Source organism: Burkholderia sp. NFPP32 (genome assembly GCF_900119325.1).
Classification (GTDB): Bacteria; Pseudomonadota; Gammaproteobacteria; order Burkholderiales; family Burkholderiaceae; genus Burkholderia; species Burkholderia pyrrocinia_C.
Genome location: NZ_FPJP01000004.1, coordinates 338,724 through 361,892 on the forward strand (window position 1 = coordinate 338,724; position 23,169 = coordinate 361,892).

Annotated in this window: 21 protein-coding genes and 1 pseudogene; 11 read left to right on the top strand and 11 right to left on the bottom strand. The window is 66.3% G+C overall.

Features of this window, described 5'->3' with window-relative positions; all coding sequences use genetic code 11:
• Positions 1-419: 419 nt before the first annotated feature.
• From BT264_RS10905 to BT264_RS10935, 7 genes are all read right to left on the bottom strand, one after another.
• A complete protein-coding gene (locus tag BT264_RS10905; RefSeq protein WP_034179284.1) occupies positions 420-1,565 on the bottom strand; it encodes a TraB/GumN family protein in 1,146 nt (381 codons plus the stop codon).
• On the bottom strand, positions 1,558-2,574 hold the full coding sequence (locus BT264_RS10910) for a peptide ABC transporter ATP-binding protein (protein ID WP_034179285.1): 1,017 nt from the start codon (positions 2,572-2,574) through the stop codon (positions 1,558-1,560). The genes BT264_RS10905 and BT264_RS10910 overlap by 8 nt, the downstream gene beginning before the upstream one ends.
• On the bottom strand, positions 2,571-3,569 hold the full coding sequence (locus tag BT264_RS10915) for an ABC transporter ATP-binding protein (RefSeq protein WP_072437555.1): 999 nt from the start codon (positions 3,567-3,569) through the stop codon (positions 2,571-2,573). Before BT264_RS10915 ends, BT264_RS10910 begins: the two co-directional genes overlap by 4 nt.
• Before the next feature lies 1 nt (position 3,570).
• Complete coding sequence (locus BT264_RS10920) at positions 3,571-4,488, bottom strand: ABC transporter permease subunit (RefSeq protein WP_072437556.1); 918 nt, start codon at positions 4,486-4,488, stop codon at positions 3,571-3,573.
• A 4-nt stretch (positions 4,489-4,492) separates the two neighbouring features.
• Entirely contained in the window at positions 4,493-5,503 is a 1,011-nt protein-coding gene (locus BT264_RS10925) for an ABC transporter permease subunit (protein WP_072437557.1), read from the bottom strand.
• Between the two features lie 118 nt (positions 5,504-5,621).
• The gene (locus BT264_RS10930; RefSeq protein WP_072437558.1) at positions 5,622-7,250 is read right to left on the bottom strand and encodes an ABC transporter substrate-binding protein; all 1,629 of its coding nucleotides are present in this window, start codon (positions 7,248-7,250) and stop codon (positions 5,622-5,624) included.
• A 321-nt stretch (positions 7,251-7,571) separates the two neighbouring features.
• Complete coding sequence (locus tag BT264_RS10935; RefSeq protein WP_072437559.1) at positions 7,572-8,879, bottom strand: MFS transporter; 1,308 nt, start codon at positions 8,877-8,879, stop codon at positions 7,572-7,574.
• Positions 8,880-9,273: 394 nt separating this feature from the next.
• Between BT264_RS10935 and BT264_RS10940 the strand changes: the two genes are divergently transcribed.
• Both BT264_RS10940 and BT264_RS10945 read left to right on the top strand, forming a co-directional pair.
• Entirely contained in the window at positions 9,274-10,473 is a 1,200-nt protein-coding gene (locus BT264_RS10940; protein WP_256260614.1) for a DUF6402 family protein, read from the top strand.
• Positions 10,470-10,985, top strand: coding sequence for a hypothetical protein (locus BT264_RS10945; protein ID WP_072437560.1), 516 nt, complete (start codon positions 10,470-10,472; stop codon positions 10,983-10,985). Before BT264_RS10940 ends, BT264_RS10945 begins: the two co-directional genes overlap by 4 nt.
• Positions 10,986-11,191: 206 nt before the next feature.
• On the opposite strand, the gene BT264_RS10950 is transcribed toward BT264_RS10945, so the two are convergent.
• The 3 genes from BT264_RS10950 to BT264_RS10960 form a co-directional block, all read right to left on the bottom strand.
• A complete protein-coding gene (locus tag BT264_RS10950) occupies positions 11,192-11,503 on the bottom strand; it encodes a high-potential iron-sulfur protein (protein WP_048248305.1) in 312 nt (103 codons plus the stop codon).
• A 140-nt stretch (positions 11,504-11,643) separates the two neighbouring features.
• Positions 11,644-12,753: an NAD(P)/FAD-dependent oxidoreductase gene (locus BT264_RS10955; RefSeq protein ID WP_072437561.1), complete on the bottom strand. Its 1,110-nt coding sequence runs from the start codon at positions 12,751-12,753 to the stop codon at positions 11,644-11,646.
• A gap of 145 nt (positions 12,754-12,898) precedes the next feature.
• Positions 12,899-13,879, bottom strand: a complete 981-nt coding sequence (locus BT264_RS10960; RefSeq protein ID WP_072437562.1) for an AAA family ATPase — start codon at positions 13,877-13,879, stop codon at positions 12,899-12,901.
• Between the two features lie 229 nt (positions 13,880-14,108).
• Here BT264_RS10960 and BT264_RS10970 point away from each other — a divergent pair, with 229 nt between their 5' ends.
• From BT264_RS10970 to BT264_RS11010, 9 genes and pseudogenes are all read left to right on the top strand, one after another.
• Positions 14,109-14,828 (top strand): nitroreductase, encoded by a 720-nt coding sequence (locus BT264_RS10970; protein ID WP_072437564.1) that lies wholly within the window; start codon positions 14,109-14,111, stop codon positions 14,826-14,828.
• Between the two features lie 146 nt (positions 14,829-14,974).
• Positions 14,975-15,463: a hypothetical protein gene (locus tag BT264_RS10975; RefSeq protein ID WP_072437565.1), complete on the top strand. Its 489-nt coding sequence runs from the start codon at positions 14,975-14,977 to the stop codon at positions 15,461-15,463.
• A 5-nt stretch (positions 15,464-15,468) separates the two neighbouring features.
• Positions 15,469-16,284 (top strand): endonuclease/exonuclease/phosphatase family protein, encoded by an 816-nt coding sequence (locus tag BT264_RS10980; RefSeq protein WP_072437566.1) that lies wholly within the window; start codon positions 15,469-15,471, stop codon positions 16,282-16,284.
• A gap of 16 nt (positions 16,285-16,300) precedes the next feature.
• A pseudogene (locus BT264_RS40465) lies at positions 16,301-16,396 on the top strand (LysE family translocator); the annotation flags it as partial.
• Between the two features lie 230 nt (positions 16,397-16,626).
• Entirely contained in the window at positions 16,627-17,397 is a 771-nt protein-coding gene (locus BT264_RS10990; RefSeq protein WP_034179295.1) for a ferredoxin--NADP reductase, read from the top strand.
• 416 nt (positions 17,398-17,813) lie between these two features.
• Positions 17,814-18,629: a quorum system sensor histidine kinase RqpS gene (rqpS, locus tag BT264_RS10995; RefSeq protein WP_072437567.1), complete on the top strand. Its 816-nt coding sequence runs from the start codon at positions 17,814-17,816 to the stop codon at positions 18,627-18,629.
• Between the two features lie 7 nt (positions 18,630-18,636).
• Complete coding sequence (gene rqpR, locus BT264_RS11000; protein WP_072437568.1) at positions 18,637-19,293, top strand: response regulator transcription factor RqpR; 657 nt, start codon at positions 18,637-18,639, stop codon at positions 19,291-19,293.
• 225 nt (positions 19,294-19,518) lie between these two features.
• Complete coding sequence (locus tag BT264_RS11005) at positions 19,519-20,925, top strand: branched-chain amino acid transporter BcaP (RefSeq protein WP_072437569.1); 1,407 nt, start codon at positions 19,519-19,521, stop codon at positions 20,923-20,925.
• 287 nt (positions 20,926-21,212) lie between these two features.
• The gene (locus tag BT264_RS11010) at positions 21,213-22,238 is read left to right on the top strand and encodes an XdhC family protein (RefSeq protein WP_034179299.1); all 1,026 of its coding nucleotides are present in this window, start codon (positions 21,213-21,215) and stop codon (positions 22,236-22,238) included.
• Positions 22,239-22,297: 59 nt separating this feature from the next.
• On the opposite strand, the gene BT264_RS11015 is transcribed toward BT264_RS11010, so the two are convergent.
• Positions 22,298-23,032 carry a PepSY-associated TM helix domain-containing protein gene (locus BT264_RS11015; RefSeq protein ID WP_072437570.1) on the bottom strand — a complete coding sequence of 245 codons (735 nt, stop codon included), beginning with the start codon at positions 23,030-23,032 and terminating at the stop codon, positions 22,298-22,300.
• Positions 23,033-23,169 lie beyond the last annotated feature (137 nt).

The window sequence follows — 23,169 nt, forward strand, 5'->3', positions numbered from 1 at the left end:
GGTGACCGGAAAAATAGTCCGGATTAAAAAACGTCCGCCGCCGCCCGATCACTGCATTCCCCGGTCAGACGACGGAACGTTGCTTATCTGCAAGTCGGCCCGCATGCATGTGTTGTCCGACGATGATTGGCCCCGCCGTGCATGCAGACACTCCGCGGCCGGCACGCGCTTCACGTGCCGGCAACGCTAACCCCGCGCTTTATTTCTGCTACCCCGTAGAACTTATCTATTCTTTTCATTTTTTCAACTTGTGGGATGAAGAATAGATATTGGCAGAACAGGATGTCAATCGTTTCAAACGCTATTTTCCGACGATTCAAGGGTTTTCCTTATCGATTGCCGCGGCCGTGCCGGCGCCTCGCGGCATGCGCGCGATGGCAATCAAACAGGGGAAGATCGGTGCGGGCCGCCGGGCGCGATCAGTTCGCGTCGACCCGGTATCCTTGCTGGCGCAACAATTCGAGCACGCCGCGCGAGCCGCCCAGATGCAGCGCGCCGATCGCGACGAACAGCGGCCGGTTCGGCGCGGCGATTGCCGTCATCCGCGCAACGAAGCGCCGGTTGCGCTCGTACAGGATCTTGTTGTCGATCGACGCCGACAACGCCTTCGAACGCGCGAGCCGCTCGCTCTTCGCGACGGCCCACGCCGAGATCGCGTCGGCGTCGCCAATTCGCCACAGCCGGTGCAGCGCCTTGATGTCGTCCGCGTTCTGCGCGGGTGTCTGCACCATGTCCTGCGCGAGCATCTCCCGCTGCTCGGCCAGCGTCAGCCCGGTGAACGCGCGCATCTGTTCGGCGAGCGTCTCGAGCCCGATCACGCGGCCGCCCTTCTTCTTCAGGAACACGTTCTGCAGTTGCGCCTCGGTGCCGTATTCGGTCTGCAGGCCGGCCGACAGCGAATCGTAGGTCTCGACGACGAGCGCCGCGAGCCACGGCCGCATCTTGCGGATCTCGGCGAGCGCGGCCGGGTTGCCGCGCAGGCGCGCCGCGAGCCGCTGCCACAGCGGCTCGGGCAGCAGGCGCTGCAGGCACGGGTAGCGGCACACGCCGTACTTCGACACGTCGTCCTGCGATTCGAGCAGGTCATCGGGCGACAGTTCGAGCGCGAGTGTCGGCGACGCGGCGAGCGCCGCGAGGATGCGCGGCCGGAACGGCTGCGCGCTCGGGTAGTCGGACGGGTCGCCCGTGTGCAGCGTGCCGAGCACGTAGAGCGTGACCTTGCCCCTGGTCGCGACGTAGAACGGCATGCGCGCGGGCTGCACGCGCACCGCCCCGCTCGCGACCGTGCCGTTCGACACGGCAGGCGCGTGAAAGCCCGGCAGGCTCATGCCGGGCGGCGGGACTTGCGACGGATGGATCGGTGAAGTGGCCGGCGCGCGCCCTTCGGCGCGCGCGGCCTCGACGGGAACCGCAAGGCTGGCTGCCACGCACGCGCCGGCCAGCGCCGCGCCCGTCACGGTGCGCACGCTCCAGCGCCGCGCGTAGCGGTACGCGCGCATCACGCGCGCGCTGCTTGCCCCCGAACGGCGCGCGCCGGACACGCGCGCCGCCAACGCTTCAGGCATTCGCCTCCCCTACCTCCTCGGCGCGATGGCAGGCCACGCGCCGTCCGTCGACCTCGCGCAGCTGCGGCTCCTCGACGCGGCAGCGCTCGACCGCATACGGGCAGCGCTGGTGGAACGCGCAGCCCGACGGCGGATTGAGCGGCGACGGCAGTTCGCCCTGCAGCTTGATCTGCACGCGGCGGTCTTCCTCGAAGATCGCCGGCGTCGCCGACATCAGCGCGCGCGTGTACGGATGGCGCGGCCGCGCGTAGATCGTCTCCTTGTCGCCGAGCTCGGCCACGCTGCCGAAGTACATCACCATCACGTCGTCCGCGACATGCTCGACCACCGACAGGTTGTGCGAGATGAACACGTAGCTCGTCTTGAACTGCTCCTGCAGATCCATGAACAGGTTCAGGATCTGCGCCTGGATCGACACGTCGAGCGCGGACACCGGCTCGTCGGCGACGACGATCCGCGGATCGAGGATCATCGCGCGCGCGATCGCGACACGCTGCCGCTGGCCGCCCGAGAACATGTGCGGATAACGCTTCGCGTGCTCGGGCCGCAGGCCGACCGTGCGCATGATCTGCGCGATGCGCTGCGCGCGTTCGGCGGCCGTCAGGTTCGCGTTGATCTCGAGCGGCTCGGAGAGCGTCTGCTCGACGGTCTTGCGCGGGTTGAGCGACGCGAACGGGTTCTGGAACACCATCTGCACGCGGCGGCGCAGGTCGGCGACCCGGTGGCGGTCCGCGCCCGCGACGTCCTTGCCGTCGATCGACAGGTGGCCGGACGTCGGCGTCTCGATCATCGTCAGCTGCCGCGCGAGCGTCGACTTCCCGCAACCGGATTCGCCGACGACGGCGAGCGTCTTGCCGCGCTTCAGCGAAAACGACACGCCGTTGAGCGCCTTCACCGTGCCCTGGCCGAACATGCCGCGCTTGACCGTGTAGTGTTTCGCGAGCTGGTCGGCGACCAGCACGACGTCGTCGTCGTGCGGCGTGGCGCGCGTTTCGTGGACTGCGTTCATCGTGCGCCTCCCGTCAGGTCGAGGTTGGAAACATGGAGCGGCTTGATGCAGCGTGCGCGCATCGCATCGTTGCCGGACACCAGCGTGTCGAGCGCCGGCCGCGCCTTGCGGCAATCGTCGACGACATACTTGCAGCGCGGCGCGAACAGGCACCCGGACGGGCGATCATCGCGGCCCGGCACCATGCCGGGCAATGCGGCAAGGCGACGCGCCCCCTTATTGTGCTCGGGAATCGCCGCGAGCAGCGCTTCGGTGTACGGATGATGCGGCGTGCGGAAGATCTCGGGCACGCTGTTGGTCTCGATGATCTCGCCCGCGTACATCACCGCGACGCGCTGCGCGACCTCCGACACCACGGCCAGGTCGTGCGAGATCAGCACGAGCGCCATCCCGCGCTCCTTCTGCAGCTTCACCAGCAGATCCATGATCTGCGCCTGGATCGTCACGTCGAGCGCGGTGGTCGGCTCGTCGGCGATCAGCAGCTTCGGGTTGCACGCGACGGCCATCGCGATCATCACGCGCTGGTTCATCCCGCCCGACATCTGGTGCGGGAACGACGCGATGCGGTTCTTCGCATCGGGAATGCCGACCTGGTCGAGCAGTTCGAGCGCGCGCCGGTGCAGCGCGTCGCCGCGCAGCCCCTCGTGCAGCTTCAGCACCTCCTTGATCTGATAGCCGACCGTATAGCTCGGGTTCAGGCTCGTCAGCGCGTCCTGGAACACCATCGCGATGTCCTTGCCGACGATCTTGCGGCGCGCCTTCGGCGACGCCTTCAGCAGGTCGACGCCGTTGAACGTGACCTCGTCGGCCGTCACCTTGCCCGGCGCGTCGATCAGGCCCATCAGCGCCATCATCGTCACGCTCTTGCCCGAGCCCGATTCGCCGACGACGCCCACCACCTCGCCCGGCGCGATCGACATGTTGATCCGGTCGACGGCGGGCAGCCCGTTGAAGTTCACCGCGAGATTGCGGATGGTCAGTAGGTTCTGGCTCATCTCATGCCATCCGTTTCAGTTTGGGATCGAGCGCGTCGCGCAGCCCGTCGCCGAGCAGGTTGATCGCGAGCACCGAAATCAGGATCGACAGGCCGGGCATCGTCACGATCCACCATGCGTTGTCGATGTAATCGCGCGCGGACGCGAGCATCGCGCCCCACTCGGCGGTCGGCGGCTGCACGCCGAGGCCGAGGAAGCCGAGCGCGGCCGCGTCGAGGATCGCCGACGAGAAGCCCAGCGTCGCCTGCACGATCAGCGGCGCCGTGCAGTTCGGCAGCACCTGCGAGAACATCAGGCGCAGCGTGCCTGCACCGGCCACGCGCGACGCCGTCACGTATTCCTTCTGCAGCTCGCCGAGCGCCGACGCGCGCGTGAGGCGCACGTAGGCCGGCAGCGCGACGATCGCGATCGCGAACATCGTGTTGGTGAGGCCCGGGCCGATGATCGCGACGACCGCGACCGCGAGCAGCAGCGACGGCAGCGCGAGCAGCACGTCCATGATGCGCATCACGGGCGTGTCGGCCCACTTCTGGAAGAACGCGGCGACGAGCCCGAGCACGATGCCGGGGATCAGCGCGAGCACGACCGACACGAAGCCGATCCAGAACGACATCCGCGCGCCGAACATCAGCCGCGAAAGAATGTCGCGGCCCGCTTCGTCGGTGCCGAGGATGAATTTCCAGTTGCCGCCGTCGAGCCACGCGGGCGGGATTTTCACGTAGTCGCGGTATTGCTCGACCGGGCTGTGCGGCGCGATCAGCGGCGCGAGCAGCGCGACCAGGATCAGCGCGAGCACGACGATGCCGGCGCCGACGGCGCCGCGGTTGCGCGAGAAGTTGGCCCAGAACTCGCGCAGCGCGAGCGCACGGCCGCCGGCCGGCGCGGATTCGCTCGGCAGGGTGTTTTGCAGATTGCTCATGGAATTACCTCGTGTGGCGGATGCGCGGATTCAGCACGCCGTACAGCAGGTCGACGACCAGGTTCACGACGATCACGAGCGTCGCGATCAGCAGGATGCCGCCCTGGACGACCGGATAGTCGCGGCGGCCGATCGCATCGATCAGCCACTTGCCGACACCGGGCCACGAAAAGAGCGTCTCGGTCAGCACGGCGCCCGCGAGCAGCGTGCCGATCTGCAGGCCGATCACGGTGACGACCGGGATCAGCGCGTTGCGCAGCGCATGCACGACGACCACGCGCACGGGCGACAGCCCCTTCGCGCGTGCGGTGCGGATGTAGTCCTCGCGCAGCACTTCGAGCATCGACGAGCGCGTCATCCGCGCGATCACCGCGAGCGGGATCGTGCCGAGCACGATCGCGGGCAGGATCAGGTGGCTGACCGCCGACTTGAACGAGCCTTCGTCCGGCGCGAGCAGCGCGTCGATCAGCATGAAGCCCGTCGGGTGCGGAAAGTCGTATTCGACGGCGATGCGCCCCGACACGGGCGTCCAGCCGAGGTACGACGAAAACACCATGATGAGGATCAGCCCCCACCAGAAGATCGGCATCGAGTAGCCGGTGAGCGCGGTGCCCATCACGCCGTGGTCGATGACCGAACCGCGCCGCAGCGCGGCGATCACGCCGGCCGGCAGGCCGATGGCGAGCGCGAACACGAGCGCGCACAGCGACAGCTCGACGGTCGCCGGGAAGCGCGCGAAGAACTCGCCCGCGACACTGGTGTTGGTGATGATCGACGTGCCGAGATCGCCGTGCAGCGCGCGGCCGATGTAGTGGACGTACTGCAAGGGCAGCGGTTGGTCGAGCCCGAGGCGTTTCATCGCCTCCGCGTGCATGGCGGGATCGACGCCGCGCTCACCCATCATCACTTCGATGGGGTCGCCCGGTATCAGGTGAATCAGCGCGAACGCGAGGATGGTGATGCCGATGAAGGTCGGGATCACCATGCCCACGCGGCGCAACACGAATCGGAGCATGATGCTTCTCGTATTTTCTTGTGGGAAATGTGCGACCGGCGACGGGGGGCTTTTGGCCTCCCGCCGCCGGATGATTTCAAGCCGGTCTTCTCAAGGACGACAGCTTACGCCGGTCGTATTACTTCACGCCGACGCCGTCGAAGCGCGCATAGCCGAGCGGCTCGATGCGCATGTCGACCACGTTCTTGCGCACCGGCTGGTAGACCGTCGAGTTCGCGATCGGCGAGAACGGCAGCTGTTGCGCGAAGATCTGCTGAGCCTGCGTGTAGAGCTTCGTGCGCGCGTCCTGGCCCGTCGTCGTGCGGCCCTTCTGGACCAGCTCGTCGAACGGCTTGTAGCACCAGTGCGAGAAGTTGTTGCCCTTGATCGCCTCGCAGCCGAGCAGCGTGCCGAGCCAGTTGTCCGGATCGCCGTTGTCGCCCGTCCAGCCGATCAGCATCGTGTCCTGCTCGCCGCCGTGCGCGCGCTTGATGTACTCGCCCCACTCGTACGTGACGATCTTCGCCTTCACGCCGATCTTCGCCCAGTCGGCCTGGATCATCTCGGCCATCAGGCGGGCGTTCGGGTTGTACGCGCGCTGCACGGGCATCGCCCACAGCGTGATCTCGAAACCGTTCGCATAACCGGCCTTCGCGAGCAGCGCCTTCGCCTTCGCGGTGTCGTACGCGGCCATCTTCAGGTTCTTGTCGTACGACCATTGGGTCGGCGGCATCGGCGCGCCGGCCGCCTGGCCCGCACCCTGGTAGACGGATTCGAGGATCGCCTTCTTGTTGATCGCCATGTCGAGCGCCTGACGCACTTCGAGCTTGTCGACCGGCTTGTGCTCGACGTTGTACGCGAGATAGCCGAGGTTGAAGCCCGCCTGCGACGGCATGTCGACGTTCGAATCGGCCTTCAGCGTCGCGATGTCGGCCGGGCGCGGATAGCTCATCACCTGGCATTCGTTGCGCTTGATCTTCTGCACGCGCACGCCCGGATCCGGCGTGATCGAGAAGATCAGCTTCGACAGCTTCACTTCGCCCTTCTTCCAGTAATCAGGATTGCCGTCGAATCGGATCGTCGCGTCCTTCGTGTAGCTGCGGAAGACGAACGGGCCCGTGCCGACCGGCTTCTGGTTGATGTCGGCGGCCTTGCCGGCCTTCATCAGCTGGTCGCCGTATTCGGCCGACAGGATCGACGCGAATTCCATCGCCATGTTCTGGATGAACGGCGCGTTCGGCTCGGACAGCGTGAACTTCACGGTGTACGGATCGACCTTCTCGACCTTCGTGATCAGCTTGTCGAGGCCCATGTCGGTGAAGTACGGGAACGACACCGGATACGCCTTGCGGAACGGCTGGTTCGGGTCGAGCATGCGCTCGAACGTGAACAGCACGTCGTCCGCGTTGAATTCGCGCGTCGGCTTGAAGAAGTCGGTCGTGTGGAACTTCACGCCATGGCGCAGGTGGAACGTGTACACCTTGCCGTCGGACGACACGTCCCACTTCTCGGCGAGGCCCGGCTCGACCTTGGTGCCGCCGCGCTCGAATTCGACGAGGCGGTTGTAGACGGTGAACGTGGCGGCGGTGAAATCGACGCCGGTCGTAAATTGCGCGGAATCAAAACCCGCCGGGCTGCCTTCTGAGCAGTAGACGAGCGTTTTGTTCGGGATCTGTGCGAATGCAGAACCCGCGATGCCGAGCGATGCCGCTGCCACGCCTGCAATGGCGGTAACACGCAGGGTGTGCAACAGACGGTTGTATTCCATGTTTCCTCCAGGTCTCCAGATCGGAACCGGTCCCGCCAGGGTCCGGCGTACGCGGATATTACTTGAGCTAGCGATTTTGCAACAAGCTGGAGAAAAAACTCTTCTAGACGCGCCCGCACGGGTTTTTGCCGATGTCTTGCACGGGTAAAAAATGCGAAAACGCGCGCGAGCGACAGTTCCGTTCATTCCGTGCATGTTTCGTTCGACAACTAAACAATTCGGGCGCGAATGCGAAAGTTCGGCGCGCGGTTTTCCGCGTTCGGCCGCACATCATTGCGTTTTGCGAAATGATTCGATGACAGTCTTCTTCCTGTCATGCTGTCACGCCGGCGCGTCGAGATCGGCGCTGCGCGCGGGCACGAACGCGACCGCGACGATCGACAGCGCGAGCCCGGCCATCACATAGTAGGTCGGCGCCAGCGGCGTACCGGTCACCTTGATCAGCCACGTGACGATGAACTGCCCGAAGCCGCCGAACAGCATCACCGCGACGTTGTATGCGATCGACAGCCCGGTCGAGCGCACGTTGGCCGGGAACAACTCGGCGATCATTGCGCCGAACGGCCCGTAATAGCCTGCGAGCGTCACCGACAGCACGGCCTGCACCGCGATCAGCCGCCCGATGCTCGGCGCCGCGTCGAGCCACGCGAACAGCGGATACATCAGCACGAGCGTCAGCGCGAGCGACCACAGCGACAGCCCCTTGCGGCCGATGCGGTCCGACCACGCGCCCGCGACCGGCGACAGCACCATCAGCAGCAGGTTGCCGACGATCACCGCGTAGAACGATTCCGAGTACGGCAGCTTCAGTTGCTTCACCGCGAAGGTCGGCAGATAGCTGATCAGCACGTAGATCGTCACCGTCAGCGCGATCACCGAGCCGAGCCCGCACAGCACCTCGCGCGGATGGCGCGTGAACACTTCGCCGAGCGTCGCGCGGCGCGCGCTCTGCTGCGCATGCAGGAATGCTTCGGAATCGGCGAGATGGCGGCGGATATAGAAGCCGATCGGGCCGATCACGAGCCCGAGGACGAACGGCACGCGCCAGCCCCAGCTGTGCAGCGCGTCGTGCGACAGCCCGCGCGTGACGGCCGCGCCGACGAGCGCGCCGATCAGCAGCGCGGCCGCCTGGCTCGCCATCTGCCAGCTGCCGTAGAAACCGCGTTTCGAGAACGGCGCGGCCTCGATCAGCAGCGCCGTCGCGCTGCCGAATTCGCCGCCTGCGGAGAAGCCCTGCAGCAGGCGGCCGAGCACGATCAGGAGCGGGCCGCCGATGCCGATCGCCGCATAGGGCGGCGCGATCGCGAGCAGGAAGATGCCGAACGTCATCAACAGGATCACGAGCGACAGCGCGGCCTTGCGGCCGGCACGGTCCGCGTACAGCCCGAATACGATGCCGCCGATCGGGCGCATGAAGAACGCGACGCCGAACGTCGCGGTGGTCAGCAGCAGCGACGAGTATTCGCTGGAGGTCGGGAAGAACAGCTCGGCGATCACGACCGTCATGAAGCCGAATACCGTGAAATCGTACCACTCGAGCGCGTTGCCGATCACGGCGGCCACGACCGCGCGCCGGTTCAGCGCACGCTCGGGCCGGATCGTTTTCGTTGAATTCGCAATCGTCGCCATGCGTGCCTCGTCCTCGTGAATTCGCCGTGTCGGGTGGCGCGGCGCAGTGTGCCGCGGCGCGCTGGTTTGCAGCGAGTGTAGAAAGCGACGGAACCGTTTTCAAGCAATAAAAACGCCCGCCGTCTTTCGACGGCGGGCGTTTTGCGGTTTTCGCCACATTGCGGCATCGCACGATGCCGTGTAGGCGCTACACCGAGGACACGGGCCCAGCGACGCCACCCGTTCGCCTTGCACGTCATTCGCGTTGGGACGGTTGCACTTTCGACTTTGTCTTATTTCCCACCCTATTTCTTTCCATTAACTTTCACCCGATGCCGTTCCGCCTCGCCAGATCGCATGGCATCCGGCCGAGCGCCGGAACGTGGGTCTGTCGCAACATTTCTCGGACACCGCCGTGAGCAACAACAAGATTCCCTACTACATGGCAAATAGGCTGCTGTGGAAATGGGCTCGATGCGAAGGCATCGACGGCTGCGAAATCGTTCGCGAAACCAAGCTGTCGATGGACCAGGCACCGCCGCCCTTGCCGGCGCCCCCCGAACCCGCCCGGCGGTCCGTCAAGCGCCTGACTCACAAGGATCGCGTGAACAAATCGCTCGACGATCTTCTGCCCGTTGCAGAAGCGCTCGCGCGATTCAAAAAGTGGCTTGACACGCCAGACGCGCCGAAACATTCCGAACCCGCACCGACAGCAGAGCGCGAAAAGAAACAAGCAATCGCACCGCTGGATATCCAGGAGATCCCCGGCGCGATGCGGAAACTCTCGATGCCGGTATCCGCGCGGCTGATGGAACGGTGGTTTGCCGGAGCGCTGAATTATTCACCGACCGACAAGGACGAGGCACTATGCATCAATCAGGACGGCCAGCCTTATCCAGCCGACATGTACGACATGAGGTCCATCAAGCTCGAATGGATTCTCAACTACCCTCGTGCAAAGGCGCAATATTTGGCACTTCAACAAAGGCAGCGGTTGACCACCCCCAGAGCCGTCGAAGCGCTTCGCAAGTGCCTGTCTCGTGTCCGAACCCCGGGCGCGACGATCGATGCGTTGTCGCTTTGTAATGGAAACCTCGTGGAATTGCACAACCGCTTCCAGTTCCAGTTCGCAGGCGTTGAAAGTACGTTCGGTCAAAAACTCGACGAGTACCTCCTGAAGCGCCTGACCAACAGTGGAATCCCGGATGACCTGACGGGAGCGCTGGGGTCGTTCAATATCTATGCGGCAGTCGCGTATGCCGAATTCAACCGGGAGGCACGTCGCGCAACAGTCACATCGATTTACCTTTACGTGCGCGACAACTATACGTTTTCCGACAAGAGCGACAATCAGTCGCAATATCTCGGGCATTGGAACCACAAGCGTGTCGTCCTCGTCCCCGCAGCGGGCGCAGCCGGAATTGCCAGCCTTCCCTGGCTGGACTATCCCGTGGTCGTCGAAGGCAAGCGATCTCGAGACAACATCTACTATCCGGTCAGAAACAAGTCGTTTCGCGAGTGGCAGCAACGGCATCGGCGCGGCGGCGACTTCATTATCTTCTCTGACTACCGCTGCGTAACCCTCCCCCAACCCATCGAGATCGTTTTTTCGTGAGTACCGCCGGAGAATCCGCAAGTATCGGAACGCTCGTCCTGTTGTTGGCGAGCATCGTTATCGTGATTGCATCGATCTCGATGATTCGTGCACTACGCTTCATCTGGTCGGGTCACGACGGCCGACCGCAGCGAGCCAGGCAAATGCTCTGCGTCTCGATCCGACGCATCGTCGTCACCGTTGCTGCCCTGATCATGCTCGGTATTGCATGGCGTTACTGGCAGGACGCGCGATTGCGTGCGGCCTGCAGCCCGCGGGATCGGGTGACCGAATACTCGCCTGACGGTCGCTATGTCGCGAAATACTGCTACTTCAGAGATACGATCATTCTGAGGCTGTATGGCAAAGACAATATGCGGCTTCTTGCCGAGCGAACCTACCGGGACACGTCGGGGGTCCTCGTCAGCCTGACTTGGACAAAGGACTCATTGACCTATCCGGAGAGCGATGTCCTCAAGACGATCAATCTCCCGCCTTCTCTTTACGATCGAATCCTGACGCAGCTTCCGTAAGTCATGCGAGACACGCCAAAGAGACGGTCGAACCGCCCTCGTCCCTGGCAAAACGCTTCGGGCCTGCATCGACCTGCCCTTTGTGTACGCAACGAGGCCGCCCGTACGAAAACCGTTTTCAAGCAATAAAAACGCCCGCCGTCTTTCGACGGCGGGCGTTTTGCGGTTTTCGCCACATTGCGGCATCGCACGATGCCGCACGGACCTCAACCCATCTTCGAGAAGGCGCTGCACCAGCCCTTCGCCGACACCTGCTTGCCGGGGAACGCGCCGCACGGGCCCGAAGCCGAGCCCTTCTTGCCCTGGTACAGCATGCAGGCCGCGCAATCCTGGCCCGCTGCGTATTTCGGGTACTTCGTCTTGTCGACCTTCGTGGCATCGGCCTTGTAGCCGAGCGCCACCGCGGTCGGATCGGTTTCCGACAGCATCGGCGCATCGGCCAGCGCTTCACGCGACAGCGCCAGCGCGGACACGACGCCAACGCTCGTAATCAGGAAACTCCGACGGGATGTTTTCATGGGGGACTCGCTCCAACGTTATCGGTTTGAAAGCTGTTCTGGCGACAGCCGTTCGACAGAATAACGCTCAAGCGAATAAATGTGCGCGCCGAAATGCCGGAGATAAGGGATTTCACACGGCCCACGCGTGCGCGCTTGCGTCAACCGTATGCGGCCATGTCGCCGACGCGCTGCGCGAGCGCGAGCGACGCGGTGAGCCCCGGCGACTCGATGCCGAACAGGTTCACGAGCCCGCGCACGCCGTGCTGCGCGGCGCCCTGCACGATGAAGTCGGCCGGCGGCTCGCCGGGCCCCGCGACCTTCGGCCGGATACCCGCGTATGCCGGCTGCAGCGCACCGTCGGGCAGGCCCGGCCAGAACGCGCGGATCGACGTGTAGAACGCGGGGGCGCGCGCCGGATCGACTTCGTAGCGCAGCGCATCGACCCATTCGACGTCCGGCCCGAAGCGTGCCTGCCCGGCAAGGTCGAACGTCAGGTGCACGCCGAGCCCCGCGCGGTCGGGCATCGGGTACACGAGATGCGAGAACGGCGCACGGCCCGACAGGCTGAAATAATTGCCGCGCGCGAGATAGAGCGGCGGCACCCAGTGCGGGTCGAGGCCGCGCGTGCGGCGCGCGAGCGCCTGCGCACCGAGGCCTGCGCTGTTGATCACGCAGGCGGCCTCGATCTCGGCGGGCGTGTCGCCGCCCGTGCGCACGACGAAGCGCCCGCCGCGCAGCACGTCGATCGACTCGACCGGGGATTTCAGCGCGCACACGGCGCCGTCGCGTTCCGCCGCGCCGAGCAGCGCGAGCATCAGCTGGTGGCTGTCGACGATGCCGGTGGACGGCGAGAACAGCGCTTCCACGCATTCGAGCGCGGGCTCGAGCGTCTGCGCCTCGGCGCGCGTGAGCGGCAGCAGGTCGAGCACGCCGTTTTCGGCGGCGCGCGCGGCGATCGCCTTCAACTGCTTCACCTGCGCGACGCTCGTCGCGACCAGCAGCTTGCCCGCGCGCCGGTACGACACGTGATGCGTGTCGCAGAATTCGTACAGCAGATCGCGGCCGCGCACGCACGACATCGCCTTCAGCGAACCGCGCGGATAGTAGAGCCCCGCGTGGATCACTTCGCTGTTGCGCGAGCTCGTGCCCGTGCCGATCGCGTCGGCGGCCTCGAGCACGAGTGTTTCCCGCCCGCGCGCGGCCAGTTCGCGTGCAATCGCAAGGCCGACGACGCCCGCGCCGATCACTACACAATCCATCTGCTCCATGACGTTTCGCGCTGCTAACGCGTCGAGGGGAGAGAAGAGAATTGTACGTCCCGGTTCGCAAGCCTGCCGAAAGCATGTATGCCGCGTCGCGACGACACCGCGCACGACTCGGCGCGCACACGCCGCAGCCGTGCGCGCCGCCGGTTCAGAAGCCGATCGGCCTGCGCTTCGCGGCGCCCTCGTCGGCACGGATGTCGTGCGGGCCGATTGCATCGCGGCCGTCGAGCCGCGCGGCGCCGAATGCATGCAGCAGCGCGCGGCGCATCGTGCGCGGCGGCGTCGCGGCCAGCACGTCGAGCGCGTCGTCGCCGAGCGTGTCGGGGAAGCGCCGCCCCCATGCGTGCGACGTGCGGATCTCGTCGTAGATCGTCAGCGCGATCCGGCGCGCACCGGCCGCATCGGGCGGCGCGATCTCGTACACGTTCATCCGGTTGAGCAACGGCTCCGGAATCGCCTGCGCTTCGTTCGCGGTCGCGACCCAGATCACGTTGCCCGCATCGATCGGCACTTCCGCGAATTCGTCGACGAACGCACGCGCGGTGTCGTGCTCGAGCAACGCATACAGCGCGCCGAGCGGATCGTATTGCGCATCGCTGCCGGCCTTGTCGATCTCGTCGACCGCGATCACCGGATTCGCGTAGCTGCCGTTCACGAGCGCATCGAACACCTTGCCGGGCTTCGCGTTCTTCCATTGCGACGACGCGCCCGACAGGATCCAGCCGGCCGTCAGCGAACTCATCGGCACGTAGTGGTACGCGGTGCCGAGCAGTTGCGCGAGCGCCTTCGCGAAATGCGTCTTGCCGATGCCGGGCGGCCCGAGCAGCAGGATCGGCATCAGCTCGAGCCGGTCGTCCGTTTCGAGGCACAGCGCGACCTGCTTGCGCACGTCGTCGAGCGGTTCGGTGAAATTGGGCAGCGCGTCGCCGAGCGCGTCGAACGACGGCATCCGGTTCGGCTTCACGCAAAAGCGCAGATTCCCCGTCTTGAGCATCCTTTCGTAGGTGGCGCGCAATGCGTCGCTCGCGCTCTCGTTCAGGTCGCTCAGCGCCGTCTCGACCTGCTCGAGGTCGTACACCGTGCTGAAGGACGCCACCGCCAGTTCCTGTTTCACCATCGCCGTCGTCATACCAACCTCGCTGCCGCTTGCTGTCGCACAACCATCAGACCCTTACGATTTCAGTGTAGCGGGCCCGTATCCGCGCGCAAGCAAGCAGCCGAACGAGTCTGCTGCTAACACCCGGCGCGCGCTGCACGGCTGCGCGGCGCGGCGTATGATCGTCGGTTCACCCACCCGCCTCAAGGCTTCGCCGACGGCGCCCGCGCGGCGCGTCGCGCCCCGTCCCGAAGGTATGCCGATGTCCGCCCCCACCGCTTCCCCGCGCATCGATGCCGATGCGATCGGCGCCGTCGACGCGGCGCTGACGTCGCGCCGCGCGATCCGTGCGTTCCTGCCGACGCCCGTGCCGCGCGACACGCTCGAGGCGATCCTCGAAGCCGCGAGCCGCGCGCCGTCGGGCACCAACATCCAGCCGTGGCGCGTGTACGTCGCGACGGGCGCCACGCGCGATGCGCTCGCCGCCGCGCTGACCGCGGCCCACGACGATCCCGCGCGCGACGAGAAATACGTCGCCGAGTACGACTACTACCCGCGCGAATGGGTGTCGCCGTATCTCGACCGGCGCCGCAAGGTCGGCTGGGACCTGTACGGGCTGTTGAACATCGGCCGCGACGAGAAGGCGCGCATGCACGCGCAGCACGCGCGCAATTTCCGCTTCTTCGATGCGCCGGTCGCGTTGTTCTTCACGCTCGATCGCGTGATGACGTACGGCGCGTGGCTCGATTGCGGGATGTTCCTGCAAGGCGTGATGACGGCCGCGCGCGCACGCGGGCTCGATACCTGCCCGCAGGCCGCGTTCGTGCCGTTTCACCGGATCGTCGCCGAACATCTCGGCATTCCCGCCAACGAACAATTCGTCTGCGGCATGTCGCTCGGCCACGCGGACCCCGACGCGATCGAGAACCGCCTCGTCACCGAGCGCGCGCCCGTCGCCGAATTCGCGCGCTTTTTCGCTTGAAAACGCGTGACGCGCACCTACCTTTCGGACAGGACCGTATTGCGCGGCGAACCTGTCGCGGCGCGTCCTGTCACATCACGATCGAAATCGATCGGGCGTAAGATGTGCGTCCGTTCCCCGCTATCCCGCGTTTCCGGAGACGTTTCATGCTGAAACACGGCCTGGCCGTCCTGCTCGCGAGCGTCGCGCTCGCCGCCCATGCGCAGAGCCCCGCACCAGCCTCCGTCGCATGGGAGATCCAGGTAGTGCGCGACGGTCAGACGATCGACACGTTCCAGCAGCGCACCACCGTGGGTCAGACCCGCACCGATACCCACCGTTATCCGTCCGCCGTGCCGGTCGGCTGCGGCAATGCCGCGCGCGTCGTGCCGACCGAGCGCTCGCGCTCGGTGACGGTCGCGCCGCTCACCGTCGACACCGGCGCGAACACGGTGTCGCTCGCGCTCGACGTGCAGGAAACGCTCGACGACGAAAACGCGACGCGCGGCGATCCGTGCGTACCCGCGTCGCCGCGGCAGATCGTCGCAAGCCACCCCGGCCTGTCGGTCGGCAGCGACGCATGGACCGACTGGACGCTCGTCGAGCAGCATCCCCACCTCGTGTACCGCGTGCGCGCGCACGTCGCGAAGGACTGAGCATCATGTCCGCCGACGCCCTGTCCCTGCCGTTCGCCGAACCGCACGCCGCACCCGACGAAATCACCGCGGTCAGCTGGAACCTGCACAAGGGCCGCTCGCCGCTCGGCTTCACCGCGTGGAATGCGATGCGCAACTGGATGCAGTCGACGCACGCCGACGTGTATTTCCTGCAGGAAGCGATGGCGCGCCGCATGCCGCGCCCCATGCTCGCACCCGGCTTCGGCGCGCCGATGGACGACGCGGTCGACGACGTGTGGCACTGCCAGGCCACCGAGATCGCGCATGCGCTCGACTGGCAGATCGCGCTCGGGCCGAACGTGTTCAAGCCGTCGTGGCGGCACGGCAACGCGATCCTGTCGCCGCATCCGCTCGATCTCGGCGGCCGCTGGGACATCTCCGCGCACCGCTTCGAACGGCGCGGGCTGCTCGTCGCGCGCGCGACGCTCGCGGGTGCGCGCCCGGTCACGCTGCTGTGCGCGCACCTCGCGCTCACGCGCGCCGCGCGGCTGCGCCAGATGCACTGGATCGCGCACTGGATCGTGCGCAACGCGGGCGACGGCCCGCTGATGCTCGCCGGCGACTTCAACGACTGGCGCAACGATTCGGTCGCGCTGTTCGGCGAGATCGGGATGTCCGAGGTCGCGACGCTGCTCGGCGAATCGGGCCGCACGTTCCCCGCGTTCTCGCCGGCGCTCGCGCTCGACAAGATGTTCGTGCGCGGCCTGACGCCGCTCGAATGGCGCGCGCCGTCCGGCGAGGCCGCGTGGCTGTCGGACCACCTGCCGTACATCGCGCGCCTGCGCCTCGATCCGCAATAACGACCCGAGCGCCATCCGCCGCAAGCGCGGCTACCGGCGCGTGCGGCGCCCGCTCGACGCGCCGTGCGGCGTGGCGCTCGTCGGCCTCGGCGCGAAATTCGCGGCCGATCAACGAAAGTTAGTTGAAAGAATTCGTTGCGCCAAATCCGCGCAGCCACGCGGGTCAAGCCCGCGATCAGCGCCAACAGGGTAAAATAACCAGTTCGTCAATCGTCTGTCATCGAGAAGGCGCGTGTCCGACGCGCCGGCCGGCCGATCCGCGATCGGGCCGTCGCACTCGGTTTTTTTGCCCGTTTTTGGGCCCGTTACACGCGTTCGCCACGCGCGTCCGTTTTCAAAGCCATGAGCAAATACGACACCGCCACCGTCCAATCCGTCCACCACTGGACCGACACGCTTTTCAGCTTCACCTGCACCCGTGAGGCGAGCCTGCGCTTCAACAACGGCGAATTCACGATGGTCGGCCTCGAGGTCGACGGCAAGCCGCTCGCGCGTGCCTACTCGATCGTCAGCCCGAACTACGAAGAGCACCTCGAATTCTTCAGCATCAAGGTGCAGAACGGCCCGCTGACGTCGCGCCTGCAGCACCTGAAGGTGGGCGACACGGTGCTGATCGGCAAGAAGCCGACGGGCACGCTGGTCGCCGACAACCTGCTGCCGGGCAAGACGCTGTGGATGCTGTCGACGGGCACGGGCCTCGCGCCGTTCATGTCGATCATCCGCGATCCGGACATCTACGACCGCTTCGACAAGGTGATCCTCACGCACACGTGCCGCCTGAAGGGCGAGCTCGCGTACATGGACTACATCAAGCACGACCTGCCGGGCCACGAGTACCTGGGCGACATCATCAAGGAAAAGCTCGTCTACTACCCGACGGTCACGCGCGAAGCGTTCGACAACGAAGGCCGGATCACCGACCTGATCGCGACGGGCAAGCTGTTCACGGATCTCGACGTCCCGCCGTTCTCGCCGGAAAACGACCGCGTGATGCTGTGCGGCAGCACCGCGATGCTGAAGGACACGACCGACCTGCTGAAGCAGGCCGGCCTCGTCGAAGGCAAGAACAGCGCACCGGGCCACTACGTGATCGAGCGCGCATTCGTGGACTGATCCGCCCCGAAATTTGTGCCGCATCAAAAAACCGGAGCAAAAGCTCCGGTTTTTTTTCGTCCCCACTTGGCGAATTCGTAACAAACTGGGACCATCTCATCTCAAATAGTTACATTTGGATACGTCATCGCCCGGTGCTTGGGTGTCAGTGTTTTTCCTACAACAGCTTCATTCCGATTATTCACATTTACCCTGAAATGTCCGCCCGACATGACCTTTTCGGAATTTTTGAGATATTATTCGGCGCGCGTGGTTGCCGTTCGGATGAGCGTTGAAGGGTCGGATGCAAGTGTTACAAAACGTAACTTTTGTTACTTCGGCATGGGGCGATTCCCTGGCGACGACCGTGATCGAAACGGCAACCGTTCCACGCAGCCAGCCGGTGTCTGAACCGCTTTCTGACAGCAGGGAGAGTCATGGATACGTTGCTTAACGCGCCCTCAGGCGCCCACGCCCCGTTCCCGTCGCGGCAGCTCGTACAGGGCTGCGCCGCTACTCCGCCCATTGCCGAAGCCGCGTCGATACGCGACGCGTGCGCCACGCGCATCGCGGCGCTGTCCGCCCAGCTGCTTGCCGCCGACGAAGCCGCGCGCCGCCATCTGGCCGGCGAGCTGCATGACGGGCTCGGCGCCGAACTCACCGCCGCGCGTTTCGCGCTGGCAAACGTTCAAACGTGGCTGCCGGCCGATGCGCCGGACGGCTGCGCGCGCGCGCTGGAGCTCGCCCAGCAGGCGCTCGACGCCGCGACCGACGCGAATCGCCGGCTGATCGACGAACGCGACACGCCGGCGCTCGACGCGGGCATGGTCGGCGCGCTGTCGTCGTGGGTCGACAGCCATGCGACGCGCACCGGCCTGCGCACCAGCTTCGTATGCGCGGCCGACGCGCGCCTGACGCAGATCGCCGGCGCCGGCGCGCTCGCGGTGTTCCGCGTCGCGCAGGAAGCGCTGTCGAACGTCGCGAAGCACGCACGGGCGACGTCGGTCGACGTGCGGATCGTTACCGACGGCACGCATCTGTCGCTGATCGTCGCCGACGATGGCACCGGTTTCGCCCGACGCCGCCGCACCGGCTACGGCCTCGCCGGCATGCGCGCACGCTGCGAAGCGTTCGGCGGCAGCTTCGACACGGCCACGCCGGAAACCGGCCACGGCACGCGCGTCACCGCGCGCTTCGCGTGGGATTCGCTGCTCGCGATGCCCGTCGCGGCACGCCGCGCGTCGCGTTCGTGAGGTCGTCATGAGCCTGAACATCCTGCTCGTGGACGATCACGCGATCGTCCGGCAAGGGGTCCGCCAGTTGCTGATCGACCGCGGCATCGCGCGCGACGTCACCGAGGCCGAGACCGGCGGCGACGCGATGGCGGCCGTCGACCGGCAGGAATTCGACGTGATCCTGCTCGACATCTCGCTGCCGGACACGAACGGCATCGAGGTGCTCAAGCGCCTCAAGCGCAAGCTGTCGCGCACGCCGGTGCTGATGTTCTCGATGTACCGCGAGGATCAGTACGCGGTACGCGCGCTGAAGGCCGGCGCCGCCGGCTACCTGTCGAAGACGGTCAACGCCGCGCAGATGATCGGCGCGATCCAGCAGGTCGCGGCCGGCCGCAAGTACGTGAGCCCCGCGATGGCCGAGGCGCTCGCCGAATACGTGTCGTTCGAGAACGAGCCGCTGCCGCACGAGAAGCTGTCCGACCGCGAATACCAGACGCTCTGCATGCTCGCGTCGGGCAAGCGGCTCACCGACATCGCGAACACGCTGTCGCTGTCCGTGAAGACGGTGAGCGTGTACCGGTCGCGGCTGCTCGAGAAGATGCGGCTGTCGAACAACGCGGAGCTCACGTTCTACGTGATGAGCAACCGGCTCGTCGACATGGCGCCCACGGCCGGCGCCTGATTCAACGGATTCGCCCGATACATCGGATTCGTACGATGCAACGGCGCGGCGCACGCCGCGTCGCGCTCAACCGCCGCCCGCATCAAGCGCAAGCGCTTGTTTTATCGGGCGATTCCGCGGCGCGCCGCTGCGCCGCAGCGGGCCTTGTCCGCCAAATCGGCTAAAATTGCCGGTTTTCACTCAGTCAGCGCCGCCGCGCTCGCGCGCGCTGGCAATTCATCCGCAATGTCCCTCTTCCGCAAGAAAAACGTCGATCGCATGATCGCCGGCGCGCACGCCGCCGGGCTCAAGAAAGCGCTCGGCGCGATCGACCTCACCTTCCTCGGCATCGGCGCGATCATCGGCACCGGCATCTTCGTGCTGACCGGCACCGGCGCCGTGCAGGCCGGCCCGGCACTGATGCTGTCGTTCGTGATCGCCGCGATCGCATGCGGCCTCGCGGCGCTGTCGTACGCGGAATTCGCGTCGACGATCCCCGTCGCCGGCTCGATCTACACGTATTCGTACGCGACGCTCGGCGAACTCGCCGCATGGATCATCGGCTGGGACCTGATGCTCGAGTACGGCCTCGCGGCATCGGCCGTGTCGGTCGGCTGGTCGGGCTACCTGCAGTCGCTGCTGCAGGGCTTCGGGCTGTCGCTGCCGACCGTGCTGACGGCGGCACCCGGCGCGGTGCCGGGCGTCGTCACGTGGTTCAACCTGCCCGCGTTCCTCGTGATGCTCGTGATCACGACGCTGCTGTCGATCGGCATCCGCGAGTCGACCCGCATCAACAACATCATGGTGTTCATCAAGGTGTCGGTCGTGCTGCTCGTGATCGCGGTCGGCCTGTTCCACGTGACGCCCGCGAACTGGAAGCCGTTCATGCCGCACGGCTGGAACGGCGTGTTCGGCGCGGCGGCCGTGATGTTCTTCGCGTTCATCGGCTTCGACGCGGTGTCGTCGGCGGCCGAGGAAGTGAAGAACCCGAAACGCGACCTGCCGATCGGCATCATCGCGTCGCTCGCGGTGTGCGCGGTGCTGTACGTGACGGTCGCCGCGGTCGCGACCGGCATCGTGCCGTCGGCGCAGTACGCGAACATCTCGCACCCGATCTCGTACGCGCTGCAGGCCGCCGGCGAAAACTGGGTCGCGGGCTTCATCGATCTCGGCGCCGTGCTCGGCATGCTGACCGTGATCCTCGTGATGAGCTACGGCCAGACCCGCGTGATCTTCGCGATGTCGCGCGACGGGCTGCTGCCGGCGACGCTGTCGCGCGTGCATCCGCGCTATGCGACGCCGTTCCTGACGACCTGGCTCGTCGGCCTGTTCTTCGGGCTGATCGCCGCGCTCGTGCCGCTCAACGTGCTCGCCGAGCTGATCAACATCGGCACGCTCGCGGCATTCTCGATGGTGTCGATCGCAGTGCTCGTGCTGCGCCGCACGCACCCCGACCTGCCGCGCGCGTTCCGCTGCCCGGGCGTGCCCGTGGTGCCGATCCTCGCGGTCGCATCGTGCCTGTTCCTGATGCTGAACCTGCAGCCCGTCACGTGGGCCGCGTTCGGCATCTGGCTCGCGATCGGCCTCGTGATCTACTTCCTGTACTCGCGTCACCACTCGAAGCTCGCGCACGGTCACCACGACGCGCACTGACCTCCGCCGCTGCGCGCGCACGCCGCGCGCAGCGGTGCGACACCGCGCCGGGCCGTAACCGGCCTCGTGCGGCACGCCCCTTCCCCGCCGAATCAGCCGCCGCCGGACACGCGCCGCCGCGCCGTTCCCGCGCGCGATCGTGTCCGATCGTCGCGATCTCTTGCCCGATCCTCCGGATTTGCCCGCATGAATCGCACGCTGCCTGCACGCGCACGCCGGGCGGTTCATAATCCCGCCATCGAACGACGGCCCGGACCGGCGGGCTGCCCGGCAACAGGAAAAAGATGATGGAAAGCGTCGATCTCGATGTACTGAAATCCAGCGCGCGCTGGCTCGAAGAAGGGCGCCGCGTGCTGCTCGTGACGGTCGTGAAGACGTGGGGCTCGTCGCCGCGCCCCGAAGGCGCGATGCTCGCGGTGCGCGAGGACGGGCTCGTGGTCGGCTCCGTGTCCGGCGGCTGCATCGAGGACGACCTGATCGCCCGCGTGCACGCGAGCGGGATCGCGGCCGACGCGCGCCCGGAAGCGCTCAAGTACGGCGTGACGGCCGAGGAAGCGCACCGCTTCGGGCTGCCGTGCGGCGGCACGATCCAGCTCGTGCTGGAGCCGCTCACGCGCGACAGCGGGATTGCCGCGCTGTGCGCTGAAGTCGAGGCCGGCCGCCTCGTCACGCGCACGATGACGCTCGCGACCGGCCGCGCGTCGCTGTCGCCCGCGCAGGCGGCCGACGGGCTCGCGTTCGACGGCGAACGGCTCGTGACGATCCACGGGCCGCGCTACCGGATGCTCGTGATCGGCGCGGGCCAGTTGTCGCGCTATCTGTGCCAGATCGCGGTCGGGCTCGACTACCAGGTGACGGTGTGCGACCCGCGCGAGGAATACACGGATGCGTGGGACGTGCCGGGCACGCGCGTCGTGCGCACGATGCCCGACGATACGGTGCTCGACATGAAACTCGATGCGCGTTCGGCCGTGATCGCGCTCACGCACGATCCGAAGCTCGACGATCTCGCGCTGATGGAGGCGCTGAAGACGCCCGCGTTCTACGTGGGTGCGCTCGGCTCGCGGCGCAACAACGCGGCGCGGCGCGAGCGGCTGCGCGAATTCGACCTGAACGAAGCGGAACTGGGCCGGCTGCACGGGCCGGCCGGCATCTACATCGGCAGCCGGACGCCGCCGGAAATCGCGATCTCGATCCTCGCCGAGATCACCGCCGCGAAGAACAACGTGTCGCTGCCGACGATCCTGCAGGTCGAGGGCGCAAAGGCCGCGCGAGAAATCGCGGCGAACAGCGGCGCGGCCTGCGGCCTCTGATTCACACCGGCGAGCCGCTTCGGCCGCGCCGGATGCGCGGACGAAGCGGCTCGTGCCGATCAGGTCAGGCCGGCCGCGAGCGCCGCGGCGACCGAACCCACCACCAGCACGACGCCGACCGTGCGGCGCTTGTTCAGCTCGGTCCACAGCAGCACGCCCGTCAGCGACAGCAGGATCAGCGAGCCCGCGATCGTATCCATCAGCAGCACCCAGCCGAGGTTCATCCCGACGCCGCGATGCAGGTTGTTCAGCGTCGTCAGGAACGTGTTGTCCGTGCGCTTCACCGACACATAGCCATTGCCGACCCAGTATTCCGCCTGCAGGTTCCGGTGCGGGCCGTACAGGCCGAACTGCCAGTGCTCGGGCTGCATCACGCGCTGGTCGCCCCATGCGACGGCTTGCGCGGGATCCTTGCGAATGCGGCCGGGCCGGCCGTCGAAATGCAGTTCCTGCTGCAGCCATTTCGTCATCGCGGCAGGCGTCTTCGGCACCGGATCGGGCAGCGCGATCTGCATCTGCTCGACCTGCGGCTCGCCGGTCGAAATCTTCAGCGGCGGCGCGCGGTGGTTCAGCACCACGCCCGTCACGCCGAACAGCAGGCCGAGCACTGCGCCCCACAGCCCGACCCAGCCGTGCACCTTGCGCAGCCACTTGATGAAGGTCGCGCGACGCGAGCGCTGGCGGCGCGCGGCCAGTTCGTCGTCGGTCAGCGGGCGGGCCGCCGGATGCAGCACGGTGACGCCCGCGCGCGGCATACCCGCCTTGGGAGAGTCGATCGTTTCGGGCGCGTTCACGCGAAAGTATCCATTCGTTCAAAACAACGGGCGGCGCGCAGAGATCGCGCGCCGCCCGGGCAACATGAAAATGAGAATGGATATCATTACATAAATCGAATTCCGGCTCAATCGGGCCGGCTACGCAGCAGCGCGCT

Coding starts and splice junctions, on each gene's coding strand:
- BT264_RS10905 (WP_034179284.1), bottom strand. CDS start 1,565: ATGCCTGAAGCGTTGGCGGCGCGCGTGTCCGGCGCGCGCCGTTCGGGG.
- BT264_RS10910 (WP_034179285.1), bottom strand. CDS start 2,574: ATGAACGCAGTCCACGAAACGCGCGCCACGCCGCACGACGACGACGTC.
- BT264_RS10915 (WP_072437555.1), bottom strand. CDS start 3,569: ATGAGCCAGAACCTACTGACCATCCGCAATCTCGCGGTGAACTTCAAC.
- BT264_RS10920 (WP_072437556.1), bottom strand. CDS start 4,488: ATGAGCAATCTGCAAAACACCCTGCCGAGCGAATCCGCGCCGGCCGGC.
- BT264_RS10925 (WP_072437557.1), bottom strand. CDS start 5,503: ATGCTCCGATTCGTGTTGCGCCGCGTGGGCATGGTGATCCCGACCTTC.
- BT264_RS10930 (WP_072437558.1), bottom strand. CDS start 7,250: ATGGAATACAACCGTCTGTTGCACACCCTGCGTGTTACCGCCATTGCA.
- BT264_RS10935 (WP_072437559.1), bottom strand. CDS start 8,879: ATGGCGACGATTGCGAATTCAACGAAAACGATCCGGCCCGAGCGTGCG.
- BT264_RS10950 (WP_048248305.1), bottom strand. CDS start 11,503: ATGAAAACATCCCGTCGGAGTTTCCTGATTACGAGCGTTGGCGTCGTG.
- BT264_RS10955 (WP_072437561.1), bottom strand. CDS start 12,753: ATGGAGCAGATGGATTGTGTAGTGATCGGCGCGGGCGTCGTCGGCCTT.
- BT264_RS10960 (WP_072437562.1), bottom strand. CDS start 13,879: ATGACGACGGCGATGGTGAAACAGGAACTGGCGGTGGCGTCCTTCAGC.
- BT264_RS10970 (WP_072437564.1), top strand. CDS start 14,109: ATGTCCGCCCCCACCGCTTCCCCGCGCATCGATGCCGATGCGATCGGC.
- BT264_RS10975 (WP_072437565.1), top strand. CDS start 14,975: ATGCTGAAACACGGCCTGGCCGTCCTGCTCGCGAGCGTCGCGCTCGCC.
- BT264_RS10980 (WP_072437566.1), top strand. CDS start 15,469: ATGTCCGCCGACGCCCTGTCCCTGCCGTTCGCCGAACCGCACGCCGCA.
- BT264_RS10990 (WP_034179295.1), top strand. CDS start 16,627: ATGAGCAAATACGACACCGCCACCGTCCAATCCGTCCACCACTGGACC.
- rqpS (WP_072437567.1), top strand. CDS start 17,814: ATGGATACGTTGCTTAACGCGCCCTCAGGCGCCCACGCCCCGTTCCCG.
- rqpR (WP_072437568.1), top strand. CDS start 18,637: ATGAGCCTGAACATCCTGCTCGTGGACGATCACGCGATCGTCCGGCAA.
- BT264_RS11005 (WP_072437569.1), top strand. CDS start 19,519: ATGTCCCTCTTCCGCAAGAAAAACGTCGATCGCATGATCGCCGGCGCG.
- BT264_RS11010 (WP_034179299.1), top strand. CDS start 21,213: ATGGAAAGCGTCGATCTCGATGTACTGAAATCCAGCGCGCGCTGGCTC.